The following is a 17,568-nucleotide window of genomic DNA, read 5'->3' as shown; positions in this document are numbered from 1 at the left end:
GTCACGCCGAGCCTCGACGCGCTCTACGCGGTGGTGGACGTGCGGGCCGCGACGCTGCCCGAGGGGGCCTGGATACTCGGCGCGGGCTACGACCAGGACAAGGTCGGCGCCCATCCCACCGCCGAGGCGCTGGACAAGGCGGCACAAGGCCGCCCGGTGTGGCTCGTGCACACCTCGCACCACATGGGCGTGGCGAGCACGGAGGCGTTCCGGCGGGCCGGCTTCGGCGGCCTGGCCGCAGTGCCCGACCTGCCTGGCGGCCACCTCGTGCGCGACGCGGCGGGGCGGGCGGAGGGACTGCTCCAGGAGACGGCGATGCAGTTCGTCGAACGGGCGCTGCGTCCCGAGCCCGTCGCGGAGTGGACCGCCAACATCGCCACCGGCGCACGGGCCGCCCTCGGGGTCGGACTGACCAGCGTGACGGAACCGGGCATCGGTGTCACCGACGGCCTCGGCAACGGCCCGGCCGACCTGGACGCCTGCATGCGGGTGCGAGAACGTGGTGAGCTCGGCGTCCGCATGACCGTCATGCCGTACATCACCGCACTGCACGACTGCGGCGTCTTCGAGCCGGGCGCCGCCTGGTACGGACTGGACCTCGGTCTGCGCACCGGCTTCGGCGACGAATGGCTGCGCACCGGACCGACGAAGCTGATGTCGGACGGCTCACTGACCGGACGGTCCGCGGCGATGTGCTGCGACTACCACGACGCTCCCGGCAACAGCGGCCTGCTCCAGCACGAACCCGAGCGGATCCGCCGTTACATGGTCGAGGCACACCGCTGCGGATGGCAGATCTGCACGCACGCCATCGGGGACGCGGACCTGGACATCGTCCTTGTACAGCCCTGGCCCAGATGCTCAGCACCGCCGACCCGCAGGAGAACCTGCGCACCATCACCGATCTGACCGCTCGGGGCGCCGACGTCGTCGTCTTCCCCGAGGCCGCCATGTGCGCCTTCTCCGGCCCGGTCGCCGACGCGGCCGAGCCACTGGACGGACCCTGGGCCCGTCAGGTCGAGTCCCTCGCGGCCGCCCACGAGGTGACGCTCGTGACCGGGATGTTCACACCGGCCCCCGACGGCGGGAAGGCGCTCATCTCCGACGCTTTGCGGCGGGTCTGCGAACGGCTGGGCTTCTCCGTCCGGCGGCCGCGTCCGCGCACGCCGACGGCCTCTGACGTCCACTCATCCTGATGAGGCGCCTTTGACGGCCTGACCGGTTGGCCCGTGCTCCGCACCGGGTTCGGTACGGCGCGCGAGGGCGATCCCGTGGTACCAGCTGATGAGGCCTGGCCGGTCGACGCTGCCGGGGTCGACGACCGTCTCCGGGGCGTCGCCGCGCAGCAGCCGTTTGATCGGTACCTCCAGTTTCTTGCCTGTACGGGTGTGCGGGATGCCCGGTGCCGCGATGATCTCGTCGGGCACATGCCGTGGGGAAGCGTGGCGCCGGATCGACACGTCGATCCGCTGCCGCAGCGCCTCATCCAGGGCGCACCCGTCGACCGTGGTCACGAACAGCGGCATCCAGTAGCCGCCGTCGGCCTGCTCGACGCCGACGACGAGGGCCTCCTCGATCTCGTCGAGCGCCTCGACGGGCCCGTAGATGTCGCCGCTTCCCATGCGCACCCCGTGACGGTTCAAGGTCGCGTCCGACCGGCCGTGGATGAGCACCGAACCGCGGTCGGTGATGGTGATCCAGTCGCCGTGGCGCCACACACCCGGAAAGGTGCCGAAGTAGGCGTCGCGGTAGCGGGCGCCGCCGGGGTCGTTTCAGAACCACACCGGCATGGACGGCATCGGCCGTCGTACGACCAGCTCACCGACCGCATTCCGCACGGGCTTTCCGTCGGTTGCCAGCGCGTCGAGCGCCACCCCGAGGCACGGCACCGCCAGTTCACCTGCCCACACCGGCGTGATCGGCGTCGCGCTGACGAAGGTCGTGACCACATCGGTTCCGCCACTGCTCGGCACCACTTGGACCCGGTGCCCGAGTTCCCCGGCGAGCCAGCGGTGCAGCTCGGCCGGGAACAACGACCCGGTGACTCCGACCCTTGCCAGCGTCCGCAGGTCGTGATCGGCGAGCCGGACACCGGCTCTGCGGCAGGCCCCCAGGTAACCGGGACTGGTGCCCAGCACGGTGACACGCAGGCGGGCGGCTTGGTCCCACAAGGTGTCCGGGCGGGGAAAGGCGGGGCTGCCGTCGTCGCACACGGCGGTCGCGCCCACCAGCAGAGCACCGACGAGGGAGTTCCACAGCATCCAGCTCGGAGTCGTGTACCAGAGGAGGCGGTCTCCCGCACGCAGGTTCAGGTGGAACGCGGAATGCTTGAGCTGCTCGAGCACCACGCCGCCGTGGCCGTGCACGATCCCCTTGGGACGGCCGGTGGTCCCCGACGAGAACAGCACCCACAGCGGGTGATCGAACGGCACCGGCGCGGGGGCCAGTTCCGCGTCGCCGCCGGTGACCGACGACCACGAGACGGCTCCGGGCACCGGGGCCGCGTCATCGATGACAACGGTCGCGGTCAAGGTCGGCAGCGCGGCGCGCAGTGCTGCCACGTCGGCACCGCGATCGACGGGGCGCCCACCATGCACGGCGCGGGTGGCGGTGATCAGCACCGTCGGCTCCAGCTGCGCGAACCGGGCCTGCGCGGCCGAGCCGGTGTAGTCCATGCCGCACACGGCCCAGACGGCGCCGAGGCTCGCGGTGGCCAGGAACGCCACGATGGCCTCCACCGAGTTCGGCAGGTATCCGACGACCCGGTCCCCGGGCGCGACGCCCAGTGCTGTCAGGGACGCTGCGACCGAGGCGACCCGGCGGCGCAACTCAGCCCAGCTCACCTCGACGGGTGCGCCGTCCTCGGTGACCGCGACCACCGCGACGCCGGCATCGTCGCGGCCGCGGAACACCTCCGCCGCGTAGTTCAGTGTGCTTCCCGGGAACCAGACGCTGCCCGGCATGGCCTCGGCCGCCAACGCGGGCTGCGCCTGCGGGCGGGCAGGCAGCCCGAAGTAGTCCCACACCGCTGACCAGAAGCCGTCCGCATCGCGTACCGACCACCCCCACAACGTCCGGTACCCGCCCGTCAGGTCGTGGCCGGTGCGTCCCGACGCGTACCGCGCGAACTCGGTGATGCGTGCCCGTTCCACCTCGTCCGGCCGCGGGGCCCACAGCTGGTGCCCGGTCACGGCGCCTCCTGGACGACCGCGACCGTGGTCGCGACGGACTTCGCCGCGAGGGCTTCGGCCAGTGGCCGTCCGCCGGTCCCTGCGAGGGTGACGAAAAGCCTGCCCGCGCCGTCGCCGCAGCAGGCGATGGGAAACGCCGCGCCGGTGTCGATCGCGGTGATGAGCGTGTTGTCCCGGACCAGAGCCAGGGTGCGTCCGGTCGTGGTCGCCACCCAGATGCCGCGCGGTGTCGCCCAGATCCCGTCAGGGCGGGCGTCGCTGCCCACCAGGGTGGCGATGTCGGCGTAGAGCCGCCGGTCGGTGAGGCTTCCGTCGTCGTCGACGGTGAAGGCCGTCAGCCGCCGTGCGTCGGTTTCGGCGACGATCAGCGTACGGCCGTCGTCGAGGAGGGCGAGACCGTTGGGGAACTCGACGCCCTCGGCGGCGACGGTGGCCGAACCGTCCGCGGCGATCCGCAGCAGGCGTCCTGGCCGGGGTGATTCACCGGCGTGCGCCGCGAAGCCGACGTCGTCGACGTACAGGTTCCCCTGGGGGTCACCGACGAGATCCCCGAGCGGTCCCGTGGCCAGTGCGCCGAGATCCGCGTAGGTGTCGAAGCGGTCACCGGTCCAGACGTCGATGCGCTTCTCGTGCATCATGGCGGCGGTGAGCCGGCCGTCGGGCAGAAACCACAGCCCGTTGGACGGCGAGTTCAATCCCGTGGCTCCCCAGCTTCCGCCGTGGTCCGTCCACAGCTTGCTGCCCTGGGTGTCGGACAGCCACAGGGCACCCTGGTGCCAGCGCGGACCCTCACCCCAGGCCATACCGGTGGCGTACTGCTTCATGCGCTCACCTCCGTGGACGCCAGGATGCGGGCCAGTTCCCTTGTCGCCTTCTCCAGCTCCTCGGCGTCACGGGCCAGCGCGAACGTGTAGCGGTCCGGACGGATGATGGCCGCCGTCGCCGAGTTCGCCGCCAGCCAGGCATCGACGGCCGGGCCGGTGCCGGGGGTGACCACGACACCGAGTCTCTGCCACAGCTCGGCGGTGTCGGCCGCCACGGCCGCTTCGCCGACGACGGCGAAGGTGTAGCCGGTGACGTCGTCCAGCTTCGCGCCACCCGCGCCCCGGGGCTGGGGAGCGAGTCCGGCCGATTCCCCGGCGAGCCCGGGCCCGAGCGGCGGCCGCAGTGGCGCGAGAGCCCGGGGTTCGCTCGGATGCGGCGGGACCGCGCCGGTGCCGAAGGCCTCGATGAGGTTGGACTGCCGCGCGGATTCGACGATGTAGGGCCGTACGTGCGGGGCACGTTCGCTCTCGTACGTGTCGAGCAGGCTGTCGTCGGCGCCCTGGATGACGGCGGCGAGTTTCCAGGCCAGGTTCGCCGCGTCCCGCAACCCTGAGCACATGCCCTGTCCGAGCATCGGTGGCATCTGATGTGCGGCGTCGCCGGCGAGGAGGAGCCGCCCCGATCGCCAGCCGTGCACGAGCCTGGCGTGCCACTCGTAGGTATCGGTGCGCATGATGCGGTAGCTGCCCGGTTCGATCCAGCGGCTGAGCGCGTCGTACACCGCCTGCGGGCGCTCGAGTTCGGCGGCGTCGTCCTCGGCGAGCAGCATGAACTCGAAGCGCAGCATCGGCGGGAAGACCGGCACGTACGTGATGGGGCGCTGCCCCTCGCACAGGATGAAACCGGCGGTCTCCGGAAGGGCCGGCGGGTGCTGGAACGGATGGATGTCGACGATGAGCGAGCGCTGCGTACCGTGCAGGTCCTCGATGCCGGCGTCCATGGCCTGCCTGACGAACGAGTTCGCCCCGTCGGCTCCCACCACATAGGCGGCCTTGAGTTCCGTCACCCGGCTCGTCGCGCGGTCCGCCACCGTGAGGGTCACGGCGTCCGCGTCCTGGCCGACTGCGGTGACCGTCCAGCCGAACCACAGGTCGACGTTGTCGTCGCCGGCGAGCAGGCCCCGCAGCCGGGACTCGAAGTCGGGTTGGTGGAACTGGTAGTCGGTGTACCAGCCCTGACCGGACGTCTCGTGGGGGTGGGCGAATTCGAGGAACGGCGCGCCGTCCGGCCCGTGCAGGACCCAGCCGGTCTGGCGCAGGAATCGCTGCTCCAGATCGGCCGCCCCCAGCGTTTGCAGGGTGCGCATCGATTCGTCGTCGAGATGCGTCGCCCGCGGATGGTGGCAGGCGATGCGGTTCGGGTCGATCGCTGCGACGCGCAGCCCTTTGAGGCCGAGCAGCCGTGCGAGGGTCAGGCCGACCGGCCCGCAGCCCACGACCGCGACGTCGTACGTGTCCATAGTGATCTCTTTCATCGGCTCGGCTCGGCTCGGAGGATGCGGCTTTCCGGCTGGTGCGCAAGGACCTTCCGCGCGCCGACGGCGGCGGTGAGGATGGCGCCGACGAGTGCCGGAAGTGCGAAGAGGGCGAAGTTCCATCGCGGCGCGAAGCCGGCGGCGAGTATCCAGCCGCCCAGGGTCGGGCCGGCGATGGCGCCGATCCGGCCGATGCCCAGCACCACCCTGATCGCGCTTGCCCGGGCGCGCACCGGATAGGTGTGTGCGAGGTAGACGTTGATGAGCCCCTGGACCCCGAGCACGCCCGCGCCGCCGATCATGATGACCAGGTAGAGCACCGTCGGCGCCGACTTGATGCTCAGGGCGGCGATCGCGGCGGCCGCGATCAGGAAGGACGCGATGATCGTTCCCTTCGACCCGGCGCGATCGGCGAGCAGGGCCATGGCGAGTCCGCCTATGGTCGCGCCCACGTTGAGCAGCATGAGGAAGGTCAGCGACGATCCCAGCGGATGGTCCGCCGCCTGCATCAGCTCCGGCAGCCAGGTGTTCATCCCGAAAATGAGCAGGAACGAGCAGACGATGGAGCAGAAGAGGATCGTCGTGCCCAGGTACGGCGCCCGCAGCACCAGGCGCATCCCACCGTCCCGTGCCGCCTTTCGTGACGGCTTCCCCTCGTACGCCGGCGATTCGGGCAGCCGGCGGTAGGCCAGGGGCAGGATCACCAGCCCGGCGGTGGCGCCCGCGATGTACTCCAGCCGGAAGTCGCTTCCGTGCAGGAACGCGTTGGCTATGGCGGCGGCCAGCGAACCGCCGACGGTGACTCCGCACTGGACGATCGCGAACACCAGGTTCTTCCGGTGCACCGGTGCGAGCTCGAAGATCAGCGGCGCCATGGCGGGATACGCCGAACCGACCCCGAGCCCCACGACCAGCCGGCCCGCGCCGAACATCTCCGGGTCGACGGCCGCCGCGCACACGGCCATTCCCAGCGAGATGAGCACGATGCTGAGCAGCGTTGTGCGCCGTCGCCCGTAACGATCGGTGGCCTGCCCGACCAGCAGTGCGCCGAACAGCATCCCGATGGGCGTGAGGCTGCCCAGCAGACCCACTGCGGAAAGAGAGAGGTTCCACGGCTCGTAACGGAGCAGCATGGGTGTCGTGGCACCGAAGGCGACGAGGTCGTAGCCCTCCAGCGTCATGACGGCCAGCCCGATCGCCATGCCTCTCCACGGCAGGGACGAGGCGGGCCCCGGTGATGGTGGCGTGCTCACGGACGGACTCCTTTGCCCTTGAGTTCGTCTTCGAGGGTCACGGCTTCAGGTGCAGCAACCGCTCGGCATTGCCGTGGCTGATCTTGGCCCGGTCGGCGTCGCTCACCGGCGCCTGCTCGAGGAACCGGACGGCCTCGGCGGTGTCTTCGAAGGGGTAGTCGACGGCGAACAGGATGGCGTCGGCGCCGATGGCGAGGACGGCGCCGGCGAGCGCGGCGGGTCGTGGCGGTCTCCCCGGCCGCGCTGCGAGACCTGACCGGCGCGCGGGTCGTCATCGAGACGCACGTGGTCCGTGAGGCCGTCAGACACGGGACCATCGCGTGGGAGTCCGACCTGATCGCCGCCCACCACCACCTCGCGCGCACGGCCTTCGCCGGCGAGGACGGCGCGATCAACGAATCATGGCTGAGCGCGCACGCCCGTTTTCACGAGACCCTGCTGGCGGGCTGTCCCAACCTCCACCTGCGCCAGGTGGCGTCCCAACTCCGTGACTCCGCCGAGGTGTACCGGTGCTGGGCCCGCACTCCGACCGAGCACAGCCCCCGGGACGTCCCGGCGGAACACAAGCTCATCTGCGAACGGGCCATCGCGCGGGACGCCGAAGGCACGGCCGAAGCGCTGCGCGAGCACATCGAGCTCACCACCGCACTGATGCTGGAGGAGAGATGACCCTCATGCCCGCCGTCCTCCATCGACCGACAGCGCGATCCCGGTGACGTAGGACGAGGCGCCCGAGCACAGCCAGACCGCCGCCGCCGCGGCCTCCTCCGGTGCTGCCAGCCGGCCGAGCGGCGTGATCGCCTCCTGCCGCTCGATCATGCCGGTGTCACCTGCGAACTTCTCGAACCCCGGCGTGCGGGTCGGTCCGGGGCAGACAGCATTGACCCGGATTCCCTCCGGCGCGTAGTCGACCGCAGCCACCTTGGTGAGACCCACGATGCCGTGTTTGGCGGCCACGTAGGCGGTGGCCTGCGGGATCGCGTACAGGCCGCCGCTGGAGGCGATGTTGACGATCGCGCCACCGGCGGTGAGCCGGGGCAGCTCGTACTTCATGCACAGGAAGGTCCCGGTCAGGTTGACGTGAACCACGCGCTCGAACTCCGCCAGACTCGTCTGGTCGAGCTTCCGGTGCGAGGACATCCCGGCGTTGTTCACAGCGAAGTCGAGGCCGCCGAACGCGGCGACAGTGCGCTCGACGGCCGCCCGCACGGAACCTTCGTCCGCGATGTCGACGGCGGCGGCGAACGCGTTCCCGCCGTCGCCGACGATCATCTCAGCGGTCTCGGCCGCGGTGTTCTCGTCGATGTCGAGTACGGCGACCGACGCGCCGCACCGGGCCAGCTCGATCGCCGTCGCGCGGCCGATTCCACTGCCCGCTCCGGTGACCAGCCCGGCCTTCCCGGGCATGCCGATCACGACGACACTCCCGTCCGTTTGATGCCCACTGGATACTGGTCGGAATGGCTGACCGATGTGGATGGATCGAGCGGATCGACCCTTGAATCAGTGTTCATGGGTAGATGCTCACGCCGTACGACGTCGGTGTCCAAGACCAGTCCGACACTCAGCGATACCCTGGAGGCATCGTCGATCCGGAGACTCGCGAACTCGAGCCCGTCCTCACGGTCGCCGACGAGCTGCACTTCGGCCGGACCGCCGTCCGGCTCTCGATCGCCCAGCAGGCGCTGTCCAAGGCGATCCGCCGGATCGAAACCCGGCTCGGCGTCCCCCTGTTCCTCCGCACCGGCCCCCATGTCGAACTCACTCCGGCCGGGAAGGCGCTCCAGGAACACGGTCGACCCGCGCTTCACGCGATCGGTGCTGCTGCCCGCAGCGCCCGACGAGCCGGCGACACCCAGGCTCACCCGAGGCTCGTACTCAAGCCCGGCGGTGACGCCGGTCTACTGTCGCCCATCCTGGCCGGCTACGCGCACGAGCCCGACGCCCGGCGGGTCCACATCCTGTTCAGCGGCCCCGCCCCAGTTGGGGGCGGACTCATCGACGGCCTCGGAGCCTGCCGGACATCCGCAGCCCCCGGTACGGACGGCGACAGGTGGCGAGGCGCGGTTCCTGGGGCTGCGCGTGGCCGGCGTCCGGTGCCGCCGGCGCCCTTCCGGCGGTTGCCCGGGCCGGTCACCGGCCCGGGTGGCGATCGGCCTGGGCGGTCACTTCGCGCAGGACGCCGCTCAGCCGCTCGGAGAGAGTGAGGACGTCGTTCATGCTGGTGAGGTAGAGGTCACGCTTGCCCTCGTCGATGGCCTGCCGGCAGTTCGTGCCGATCCGCCTGCCCTGTGCCGACAGGGTCGGCTGCTGCCGGGCCATGTCGGGATCGGGCACGGGGAAGTACGCGCCGAGCCGCTGCGCGGCCGTGCGCAGGCCCAGGCAGTGCGGGCGTATGACGCGGGCCGCATAGCCGCGGTCGGTGAAGGCCCTGTCGTCCTGAAGGGCCGTCATGATGTGCAGGACTTCACCGGTCATCTTGACCAGCAGTTCTCTCCCGCCGAGGCGCAGCCAGGCGTCCGTCTGGAGGGCGAGCACCTCCTCGGAGGGTCTGGCGTCCTGTGCCGGTACCAGGTTCTGGCGGGTCAGCGAAGTACGCGCGCCGGAGGGTGTGCCGGTGCCGACGGGGAGGCTCGCCGCGGTGATCAGGGTGAGCGCGGTCAGGCAGACGGCCGCCACAGCCGCCTTGCGGGCCGGGGCGCGGGTGCGGCCTGCGTCCCGTGCGGGCCGGAGGCGCGTGCGCCGGCCGCGGTCACCGGTGTCCGGGCGCGGCCGGCGCCGCGACCGGCGTACCGCCGTGGCAACCACGGCTGTGACGACGGAGACGAACAACGCCAGTCCCAGGACGAGCGGCAGCAGCAGTTCGGTCAACGGCCAGGCACCCCCCGGCAACCAGGCGCAGGTGGCGCCCAGCGTGGCCAGGGGGCTCACGCAGCCGTCGGCCGACAGCAGCAGGAAGGCGGCGGTGACGCCGGCGAGTCCCGCCGTCCCGGCGGCCACGGCCGCGGCCGGCACAGGGAGCCGGGGTGTCACCGAGCCGGTCACCGCCGCCGTGGCCACCACCACTGCGGCGAGCACCACGAACAGCCAGGCCACCACCAGCAGGGCCTGCTGCCCCAGCGGCTGCCCGACCGGCGGCCGCACGGCGTGGATGCGGGCCAGCACCACCACGACCCCCAGCAAGGCGCCGCCGGCCCCGAGGCCCGCGGCCACCGCGAGCCGCCGGAACGACGGCAGCCGCCCGGCCCGCCAGACGGCGCCCTCCTCCGGCGGCAGCGCACGGACCGCCCACGCCGGTGCGCTGTTCGCCGCCCCGATTCCCCACGCCAGCAGGGGCAGCACCCACAGGGTCGTCACCGCCCACAGCAAGGGGTCCTGCTCCCACGGCAGGACGACCGACAGCACCACCGCGATCACCGTGAGCGTGCTCGCGCCGAGCGCGGGGCCGGGCAGGTCGTGCTGGAGTGCCGCGCGGATCGCGGGCTCCGAGAACGGCCAGCCGGCCGCGAAGATCCTGCCGCTGCTCTGCCACCAGTCATAGGTCAGGGCGAAGGTGACCAGGGTCGCCGTGAGCCCCGCGGCGAACGCCGGCCGCAGGCGGCTTCCCCGCCAGCAGCGCAGTGCGAGGTCGGCGAACTGTGCCGTCCAGCAGGTGACGACGACGCTGATCACGACGAGCAGTGTGAACACCTCCGGGTGTCTGGGCAGTACCCGCCACCCGGAGACACCGCCGGTCAGCACCTCCCCGAGGACGAGCCCCACCCCCAGCCACCACCCGGCGCGCAGTCCGGAGGGCGCGCGAACGCCCGTCAGCACGGCCCGGGCCGCGGCACGCCACAGGTTCACGGCGACCGTCGTCGCGATCAGACCGGCGACCGCGGCGGCCGCCAGGCGCACCACCCACCCGGCCCCCAAGCCGTGGAGCTGTCCGGCGCAGATCGAAGCGGTCGCCCCGGTGAGGAACAGGGTGAGCGCGGAGGAGTGGAACAGTTCCTCCGCACCGGCGAGCGCCCGTCTGCGCAGATCCCAGCCGGGATGACTCCGCCACGCGGCAGCCAGAGCCCGCGCGGCACGGCCGAGCCTGCCACGGTCCGGGGCCGCGGGCTCGGTAGCCCCGCCCCAGCCCGCCGGGTCGGCCCCCCACCGGATGGCGTCGGCGTCGGCGTACAGCTCGCGGGTGCGCAGGATGTCGGCGCGCGTCAGGAAGACCAGGGCGACGAGCACCGCCGTGGACGCCACGTCGCGCGAGGTGGCGACCAGCGACGGAGGACCGAAGACCGCCGAGGACAGGGCGTCGCGCAGGGCCAGCACCGCCCAGACCAGGTAACCCGGCAGGACGGCGAACAGGAAGACACGCCACAGGGCCACCGTCGCGTAGGTGATGTCGACGTCCCGGTTGTGCAGGTGCGCCAGCTCGTGCAGGACCACGGCGCGGAACCTGCGCGCGTCGCTGTCACGGATGGCGACGAGGCCGCCGTGCAGGCAGACGACGTGGCGCCGCCACCGTCCGAAGACCACGGCGCTCGCCGTGCGTGCCGCGGGCGACACGACGAAGCGCGGCCGCCGGGAGAGGCCGGCGACGTCGACGAGTTCGTCGAGAACGGCGCGCAACTCGCCGTGCGGGTCGATCACCGCGACGGGCACGAGCCTGCGGCCGCGCTGCTTCCACCTGGGCAGCGTCCAGTACAGGACGCCGGCGGCCAGCACGAGTGCCACGACGGCGGCCGGCACCGGCCAGGGGGAGGCATGCGGGACGAAGCGGTCCACACATGCGCGGAACGCCCTGTCGGATCGCAGCGTGGCCAGGCTCGCGCCCAGGAAATCGGCCCGCGGGTCCGATCCGGAGGCCAGGGCGCAGCCCGAGGTGATATTGCGGGGGTCGGTCAGCGAGTGGAAGACGGCCGACGCCACGGTGGCGCTGCTCGTCACGAAGAGGAGGATGAGCAGGAGGAACCGCGGCCCGGTACCGGCGCCGAGGAGGCGTTCGTCCATACGCCCGGGCCCGGGCGACGACGCCGTGTCCGTGTCCTTCTCCGTGCCGGGGCCGGGGCTCATGCGCGGCCGCCCCGCTCACCCCGGTCCGTTGCGCGGCCGGCCGAGGGACCGTCGTCTGCCGGGGAGACCCGGTGCGGTGCGCGATGGTCCGGTCCCGGCTCGGCGTCGTCCTCCGGTCCCGGCTCGGCGTCGTCCTCCGGTCCCGGCTCGGCGTCGTCCTCCGGTCCCGGCTCGTCCTCCGGTCCCGGCTCGGCGTCGTCCTCTGGTCCCGGCTCGGCGTCGTCCTCCGGTCCCGGCTCGTCCTCCGGTCCCGGCTCGGCGTCGTCCTCTGGTCCCGGCTCGGCGTCGTCCTCTGGTCCCGGCTCGGCGTCGTCCTCTGGTCCCGGCTCGGCGTCGTCCTCCGGTCCCGGCTCGGCGTCGACCTCCGGTCCCGGCTCGGCCTCGTCGTCCGGCTGAGGCTCGGCGGGTAGCACGAGCCGGGCCACGACCCGTTCGGCGAGTGCCTCGGCCGCCTCGCGCTCCAGCCCGCTCTCCACGGCGAGCCGGGCCACCCGCGACCGTACGGCTTCCAGTTGCTCGGGCGTCAACGGCGGGAGCAGACGGGACTGCGCAGGCTCTGCCGGCCGGCGCCTGATCCGGCGCAGCCACGGACGTGCCCGCCGGCCGGCGGAGGCGACGGTGGCGGACACCACCTGCCGGGCCGCTTCGTCCAGGGCCATCCACACCACGGGAGTCAGCAGGGTCGCGGCCTCGCCCAGCCCGAATCCCAGGGGGTCCCGGTGCCGATCGCGCGCGAGCCGCCGCAACGCGGTGTCGTCGTCCACCAGAAGGAGGGCATCGAGCACGATCAGCTCATGCGGCGCCAGCTCGCCGACGATGCCCCGGACGACGTCTCGCACCGGTGTGCCCGCAGGCGTTTCAGGTCGCCCGTTCATCACATCCCCCGTTGTCACGTCCGTCCGTGCACCAGGTCCAAGGTAATGCAGGACGAGGTCCGGCTGGCCGAAATCGCTTACGGCGAAGACCGGTTGACGTGAATCGCCCCGGCGTCGAGCGCCTCCTGGAGCAGCGGACGGACTGCCGGCGGTGGATCGGACCGCGCCAAGCGCATCCGTGCGCCGGCGAGCCGGGCGACGTTCGCCCATTGCACCGCCCCACCACGTGATGTGCCGGTAACCCGGGGGACGGACAGGCCCATCCCCTGGGCGCGGGCTTCCCAGGGGGTGGCACGGATAGTCAGCGGAACAGGCGGAAGAACCCGCGCACCTGCTTGACCAGCGACTCCGGCTGTTCCAGCGCGGCGAAGTGGCCACCATGCGGCAGTTCCTCGAACCAGCGCAGGTCGGTGAACCGCAGCTCGGCCTCCCGCCTCGACGGGCGGGTGATGTCGCGCGGGTAGACCGACAGCCCGGATGGCGCGGTCACCTTGTCCCGGAAGTTGGCGAAGCTCTCCCAGTACAGGCGCGCCGACGACGTGGCCGACGCGGTGAACCAGTAGACCGAGATCTCGTCGAGGATCGTCTGCCGTGACAACGCGTCCTCGGGATGGCCGTCGTTGTCCGTCCACGCCCAGAACTTCTCGGCGATCCAGGCGGCCTGCCCCGCCGGGGAGTCGGTGAGGCCGTAGCCGAGCGTCTGCGGCCGGGTCGCCTGGATCGCCGAGTATCCCCGGCCGGTGCGCCGCATCTCCTTCTCGGCCTCGAGATTCGCCAGCTCCGCGGGCGTCGGGTCGTCGAACGCGCCCGCCGCCACGGATCCCAGGTTCAGGTGCACGCCGGCGACCCGCTCGGGCGCCACCTCGCCCAGCGCCGCGGACACCGCCGAACCCCAGTCACCGCCCTGCGCGCCGTACCGGTCGTAACCCAGCGAGACCATCAACGTGTCCCAGGCGCGCGCGGTGCGAGTGACGCCCCACCCGGTCGTCGACGGCTTGTCACTCCAGCCGTACCCGGGCAACGACGGCGCGACCACGTGGAACGCGTCCGCCGGGTCGCCGCCGTGCGCGCGCGGGTCGGTCAGCGGGACGAGGACCTCCAGGAACTCGAGCACCGAACCCGGCCACCCGTGCGTGAGCACGAGCGGGAACGCGTCCGGCTCCGGCGAGCGGACGTGCAGGAAGTGGATGCCCAGTCCGTCGATCGTGTCGCGGTACTGAGGGAACACGTTCAGCCGCTCGGCGAACCCGAAGTCGTAGTCCTCGGCCCAACTGCGGCAGAGCTCCTGCGCGTACGCCAGCGGCAAACCCTGTGACCAGTCGTCCACCGGCTCGCGCTCGGGCCACCGCGTCCGTCGCAATCGTTCACGCAGGTCCGCGATCTCGGCTTCGGTGATGCTGACCTCGAACGGCTCGGCGGACATGGCAAGGCTCCCTACTGGTCAAGGCGCTGGCGGATCAGATGCAGGTGGACCGTCATCGTGGGCGCCCACGCGTGGCGTCGGGTTCGGGACGGCGGTCCGCGGTGGGGCGCCGGGTCAGGCTGAGGACGAGTCCGGCCAGGGGGAGTGCCGCGAGTACGGCGAGGGCCACCGGCACCGGCACGATGCCGGACAGACCCGCGACAGCGGCCGGACCGATCCCGCCACCGAGGGCGTTCATGAAGTTGAGCAGGCTCTGTGCGGTGTCGCGGTCGTCCGCGGCGACCAGGTCCGGCGCGAGGTTCACCAGTACGGCTTGGGCGCCGGCGAACCCGCACACGGTCAACGCGGTGCCGACGACGATCAGGATCGGCCCGGTGAAGAACGCGACCACGAGCACGCCGGCGACGGTGAGTGCCGCAAGCCCGGCCGACACCTGCCAGCCGGTGAACCGGTCGGTCAAGGTGCCGACCAGCCGCCCGGCCAGCACCGAGCAGGCGGCGGCCGGGACCAGGAGCACGCCCGCTTCCAGGGGGCCACCGCCCGTGGCCTGCTCGATCAGGGACGGGGCGCGGAACAGCACCCCGTAGTAGCCGGCGAAGACGGTCCCGCCGACGACGCCGGCCGCCAGGAAGCCGCGGGATGCGATCACCCGCCGGGGCACGAACCCGTCGGGCGTGCTCCGTACGCGCCACCACAGTCCCACGGCGGCGAGCGCCCCGGCGGCAGCCACGACGAGCGTGACCGGAGCGGGCAGGCCGACCGAGTGCGCCTGCAGCAACGTGATCAAGGAGCCGGCGAGTACCGACAGCACGGCCGCGCCGACGATGTCGAGTCGCCCGGTCGAGCCGTTTCGCTCGCCGCTGCCGCTGCCGCTGCCGCTGCCGCTGCCGCTGCCGCTCCGCGTCAGCGCGCGCCTACTCGGCAACGCGGCGAGCAGGAGGGGCAGCGCGAGGACCGGGATCGCGAGCACGGCACGCCACCCGAGCCATGCGGTCACCGCCCCGCCCAACAGTGTCCCGCACCCCGACGCCGTCGCGCCGGCGGCCGCGATGATTCCCAGGGCACGGATCCGTTGCCGTCCGGGAAGGGCGGTGGCCGCGGCAAAGACGGCGATCACGGTCGCGCCCGCCCCGGCCCCGCCGATCAGCCGGCCCACGATCACGACGGACAGTGTCGGCCCGGCTCCGGCGAGCGCGGAGCCCGCGGCGAGCGCCACGACCCCGGCGACGAGGACCTGGAAGGGGCTCCACCGGACCAGCAGCCGACCCGCGACCGGCATCGCGAGCGCGGAGGTCAGCGACCACGCGGCGAGAATCCATGCGGTGGCCCCGAACGGCACCGCGAGTGCGCGGCCGATGGCCGGCAGGGCCACCGAGGGCGCTCCCAGTGCCACATACATCGGCAGTACCAGCATCCCCGAAGTCAGCCCCAGCCGACGCCCGTCCGGGGCGTCGGCCCGCTCCGGCGCCGGGGCCCCTCCGGACGGGGTCGCCTGCGGCGTCGTCCCCTGCGGCGTCGTCCCCTGCTGGGCATGCTGTGACATGCTAAGCCTCCTTTGGGTGTAACGTTACGGAGCAGTGAGGAGACACGTCAAATGCAGGATGCGTATCACAGCCCATGGGCGATCCAGACGGCCGTCGACCTGGCCAACACCTTGAGGCCGATCAGGGGAGAGGACGCGCTCGAGACCGTGGAGCAGCTCCGGGACTTCCTCGACGACCATCCCGCGGCTGAGCCTCCGAATCGGGCCGCGAACCAAGGGACCGGTCCGCGGCAGCTCACCCGCGCCGACCTGGCGGAAGTCCGTGCGGTGCGCGAGACGGTGCGTGAGGTGCTCGAACGGGCGAACACGGACGCGGCCGAAGCCGCGGCTCTGATCAACGACGGTCTGCGTCGCTGCCGCGCCACCCCCGTACTGCGCCACGAGGACGACCGCTGGTGGACCGAGGTGACCTCCGACACCGACCGCTGCTCGGCGCACCTTGCCGCGACCACGCTCAGCGCACTGGCCTCCGTGATCGCCACGCTCGGTCCCGCTCGTCTCGGCGTATGTGCCGGGCCGACCTGCCGGGCCACTTTCGTGGACCTCTCGCGCAACGGCTCGAAGCAGTACTGCACCCGAACCTGCGCACACCGGGCCAGCGTCGCGGCCTACCGGAGCCGGCGCGGCCCGCGGTGAGCGCCGGCACCTGACCCTGCGCCATGCCTGGGTGAACGCATGCTGTACTCCGTCCCAGGCTCCGTGCTGCCTGCCGCCGGCGGCAAGCAGCGCCACGCTCAGAACGGACTGCCGGTGTGCTCGGTACAACCGCTCCCGCTCGAAGTCGCCGCTCTCACCACGCCCGGCCTGTCTCTGGTCCTGCGGTGCGTGCAGCCTGGGCGTAGCGGGCGGCGAGGTCTGCGAACGCGGTGGCCAGTGGCGGTGGGCCGATGACTTCGATATCGGTGTCGAAGCGGCCGATGGCGGCGGCGAGTCCGGTCCATGACCAGGAGCCGAGGGTGAGCCGGCAGTGGTGGGGGCTGAGTTCCTCGACGACTCCGTCCTGGGCGAAGGGTGCGACGTCGGCGGCCGGGAGGTGGAGGACGACTTCGCCTTGGCAGGGCCATTCGGTGGTGGTGCCGTCGTTGCCGCGGAACCGGCTGGTGATGAAGGCGGAGACGTTGCCGCCGGGGAGTTCGCGCGGGGTGAAGCGGGGGCCGGTGGGGGTTCGGGGCCGGATGCGGTCGACGCGGAAGGTGCGCCAGTCCTCGCGGTCGAGGTCCCAGGCCACGAGGTACCAGCGATGACGCCAGGTGACCAAATGGCGGGGCTGTACGTGGCGGACGTCATCGGCCGGGGCGCTTGGACCGGTGGTGTAGTCGAAGCGCAGTTCCTCGCAGGCGTGGATGGCGCGGCTCAGGTCCACCAGGGCCTGAGTGCCGACCTGGGGGGTGTCGCGGGGCGCGGGCGGTGGGACGGCGGTGATGCGCAGCAGGTCGATGCGGTGGCGTAGGCGGGGTGGCATGACCTGGCGGAGGGTGGCCAGGGCGCGGGTGGCGTCCTCGGCGACGGGGGTGCCGGTGGCTGCGGTCTGCAGGGCGACGGCCAGGGCGACGGCCTGGCCGTCGTCGAACAGCATGGGTGGCAGGTGAGTGCCGGCGTCCAGCCGGTAGCCGCCGGCCGGCCCCTTGACGGTCGTGATCGGGTAGCCGAGTTCGCGCAGGCGGTCGATGTCACGCCGCACGGTGCGGGGGGTGATGTCGAGACGCTGGGCGAGAGCCTCGCCGGACCAGTCACGGTGCGTCTGAAGCAGCGAGAGCAGCGCGAGCAGCCGGGAAGAGGTCTTCTGCATGAGATCCATTCTTCCCGCAGTAGAGGACACGACCTGTCCTCTACCTCCGCCATGCTGGCACACGAGCCGTTCGGGAGGCATCGCTCCTGGTCACGGCAGTCGTCAGGGCTCGGACGGCCGACGGCGTATGTGTCACATCG

13 protein-coding genes and 3 pseudogenes are annotated in these 17,568 nt (G+C 72.1%); 5 read left to right on the top strand and 11 right to left on the bottom strand.

Annotated features, from left to right (window positions below; all coding sequences use genetic code 11):
• Positions 1 to 18 precede the first annotated feature (18 nt).
• Together AC6I72_RS32670 and AC6I72_RS32665 are read left to right on the top strand one after the other, a co-directional pair.
• A pseudogene (locus AC6I72_RS32670) lies at positions 19 to 909 on the top strand (amidohydrolase family protein); the annotation flags it as partial.
• A complete protein-coding gene (locus AC6I72_RS32665) occupies positions 858 to 1,196 on the top strand; it encodes a nitrilase-related carbon-nitrogen hydrolase (protein ID WP_498005066.1) in 339 nt (112 codons plus the stop codon). The pseudogene AC6I72_RS32670 and the gene AC6I72_RS32665, both read left to right, overlap by 52 nt.
• Here the strand turns inward: AC6I72_RS32665 and AC6I72_RS32660 are convergent.
• The 5 genes and pseudogenes from AC6I72_RS32660 to AC6I72_RS32640 form a co-directional block, all read right to left on the bottom strand.
• Positions 1,188 to 3,191, bottom strand: a pseudogene (locus tag AC6I72_RS32660) (acetoacetate--CoA ligase). The gene AC6I72_RS32665 and the pseudogene AC6I72_RS32660 overlap by 9 nt on opposite strands.
• A complete protein-coding gene (locus AC6I72_RS32655; RefSeq protein ID WP_498005064.1) occupies positions 3,188 to 4,015 on the bottom strand; it encodes an SMP-30/gluconolactonase/LRE family protein in 828 nt (275 codons plus the stop codon). Before AC6I72_RS32655 ends, AC6I72_RS32660 begins: the two are co-directional and overlap by 4 nt.
• A complete protein-coding gene (locus AC6I72_RS32650; protein WP_498005063.1) occupies positions 4,012 to 5,475 on the bottom strand; it encodes a bifunctional 3-(3-hydroxy-phenyl)propionate/3-hydroxycinnamic acid hydroxylase in 1,464 nt (487 codons plus the stop codon). The genes AC6I72_RS32655 and AC6I72_RS32650 overlap by 4 nt, the downstream gene beginning before the upstream one ends.
• 11 nt (positions 5,476 to 5,486) lie before the next feature.
• Complete coding sequence (locus AC6I72_RS32645) at positions 5,487 to 6,743, bottom strand: MFS transporter (RefSeq protein WP_498005062.1); 1,257 nt, start codon at positions 6,741 to 6,743, stop codon at positions 5,487 to 5,489.
• 37 nt (positions 6,744 to 6,780) lie between these two features.
• Positions 6,781 to 6,915 carry a hypothetical protein gene (locus AC6I72_RS32640; RefSeq protein WP_498006413.1) on the bottom strand — a complete coding sequence of 45 codons (135 nt, stop codon included), beginning with the start codon at positions 6,913 to 6,915 and terminating at the stop codon, positions 6,781 to 6,783.
• Positions 6,916 to 6,965: 50 nt separating this feature from the next.
• Between AC6I72_RS32640 and AC6I72_RS32635 the strand changes: the two genes are divergently transcribed.
• A complete protein-coding gene (locus AC6I72_RS32635; RefSeq protein ID WP_498005061.1) occupies positions 6,966 to 7,412 on the top strand; it encodes a GntR family transcriptional regulator in 447 nt (148 codons plus the stop codon).
• A 3-nt stretch (positions 7,413 to 7,415) separates the two neighbouring features.
• Here the strand turns inward: AC6I72_RS32635 and AC6I72_RS32630 are convergent, their stop codons facing one another.
• Entirely contained in the window at positions 7,416 to 8,150 is a 735-nt protein-coding gene (locus AC6I72_RS32630) for an SDR family NAD(P)-dependent oxidoreductase (protein ID WP_498006412.1), read from the bottom strand.
• Positions 8,151 to 8,326: 176 nt separating this feature from the next.
• Between AC6I72_RS32630 and AC6I72_RS32625 the strand changes: the two are divergent.
• Positions 8,327 to 8,749 (top strand): annotated as a pseudogene (locus tag AC6I72_RS32625) (LysR family transcriptional regulator); the annotation flags it as partial.
• 127 nt (positions 8,750 to 8,876) lie between these two features.
• On the opposite strand, the gene AC6I72_RS32620 reads toward AC6I72_RS32625, so the two are convergent.
• The 4 genes from AC6I72_RS32620 to AC6I72_RS32605 form a co-directional block, all read right to left on the bottom strand.
• Complete coding sequence (locus tag AC6I72_RS32620; RefSeq protein ID WP_498005060.1) at positions 8,877 to 11,798, bottom strand: M48 family metalloprotease; 2,922 nt, start codon at positions 11,796 to 11,798, stop codon at positions 8,877 to 8,879.
• Positions 11,795 to 12,637 (bottom strand): hypothetical protein, encoded by an 843-nt coding sequence (locus tag AC6I72_RS32615; protein WP_498005059.1) that lies wholly within the window; start codon positions 12,635 to 12,637, stop codon positions 11,795 to 11,797. The genes AC6I72_RS32620 and AC6I72_RS32615 overlap by 4 nt, the downstream gene beginning before the upstream one ends.
• 337 nt (positions 12,638 to 12,974) lie before the next feature.
• The gene (locus tag AC6I72_RS32610; RefSeq protein WP_498005058.1) at positions 12,975 to 14,096 is read right to left on the bottom strand and encodes an epoxide hydrolase family protein; all 1,122 of its coding nucleotides are present in this window, start codon (positions 14,094 to 14,096) and stop codon (positions 12,975 to 12,977) included.
• A gap of 52 nt (positions 14,097 to 14,148) precedes the next feature.
• The gene (locus AC6I72_RS32605) at positions 14,149 to 15,639 is read right to left on the bottom strand and encodes an MFS transporter (protein ID WP_498005057.1); all 1,491 of its coding nucleotides are present in this window, start codon (positions 15,637 to 15,639) and stop codon (positions 14,149 to 14,151) included.
• Between the two features lie 51 nt (positions 15,640 to 15,690).
• Between AC6I72_RS32605 and AC6I72_RS32600 the strand changes: the two genes are divergently transcribed.
• The gene (locus AC6I72_RS32600; protein WP_498005056.1) at positions 15,691 to 16,275 is read left to right on the top strand and encodes a CGNR zinc finger domain-containing protein; all 585 of its coding nucleotides are present in this window, start codon (positions 15,691 to 15,693) and stop codon (positions 16,273 to 16,275) included.
• A gap of 154 nt (positions 16,276 to 16,429) precedes the next feature.
• Here AC6I72_RS32600 and AC6I72_RS32595 read toward each other — a convergent pair whose 3' ends face one another.
• Positions 16,430 to 17,428, bottom strand: coding sequence for a helix-turn-helix transcriptional regulator (locus tag AC6I72_RS32595; RefSeq protein WP_498005055.1), 999 nt, complete (start codon positions 17,426 to 17,428; stop codon positions 16,430 to 16,432).
• Between the last annotated feature and the right edge of the window lie 140 nt (positions 17,429 to 17,568).

Source organism: Streptomyces sp. Xyl84 (assembly GCF_059731885.1).
Note: the sequence above shows the minus strand (reverse complement) of the source record. Positions and strands in the feature narration are given on the sequence as shown.

What these genes read in the sequence shown, in the direction of transcription:
- AC6I72_RS32595 (WP_498005055.1), bottom strand. Translation starts at nt 17,428, where the DNA reads ATGCAGAAGACCTCTTCCCGGCTGCTCGCGCTGCTCTCGCTGCTTCAG.
- AC6I72_RS32665 (WP_498005066.1), top strand. Translation starts at nt 858, where the DNA reads ATGCTCAGCACCGCCGACCCGCAGGAGAACCTGCGCACCATCACCGAT.
- AC6I72_RS32600 (WP_498005056.1), top strand. Translation starts at nt 15,691, where the DNA reads ATGCAGGATGCGTATCACAGCCCATGGGCGATCCAGACGGCCGTCGAC.
- AC6I72_RS32655 (WP_498005064.1), bottom strand. Translation starts at nt 4,015, where the DNA reads ATGAAGCAGTACGCCACCGGTATGGCCTGGGGTGAGGGTCCGCGCTGG.
- AC6I72_RS32620 (WP_498005060.1), bottom strand. Translation starts at nt 11,798, where the DNA reads ATGAGCCCCGGCCCCGGCACGGAGAAGGACACGGACACGGCGTCGTCG.
- AC6I72_RS32610 (WP_498005058.1), bottom strand. Translation starts at nt 14,096, where the DNA reads ATGTCCGCCGAGCCGTTCGAGGTCAGCATCACCGAAGCCGAGATCGCG.
- AC6I72_RS32605 (WP_498005057.1), bottom strand. Translation starts at nt 15,639, where the DNA reads ATGTCACAGCATGCCCAGCAGGGGACGACGCCGCAGGGGACGACGCCG.
- AC6I72_RS32650 (WP_498005063.1), bottom strand. Translation starts at nt 5,475, where the DNA reads ATGGACACGTACGACGTCGCGGTCGTGGGCTGCGGGCCGGTCGGCCTG.
- AC6I72_RS32630 (WP_498006412.1), bottom strand. Translation starts at nt 8,150, where the DNA reads ATGCCCGGGAAGGCCGGGCTGGTCACCGGAGCGGGCAGTGGAATCGGC.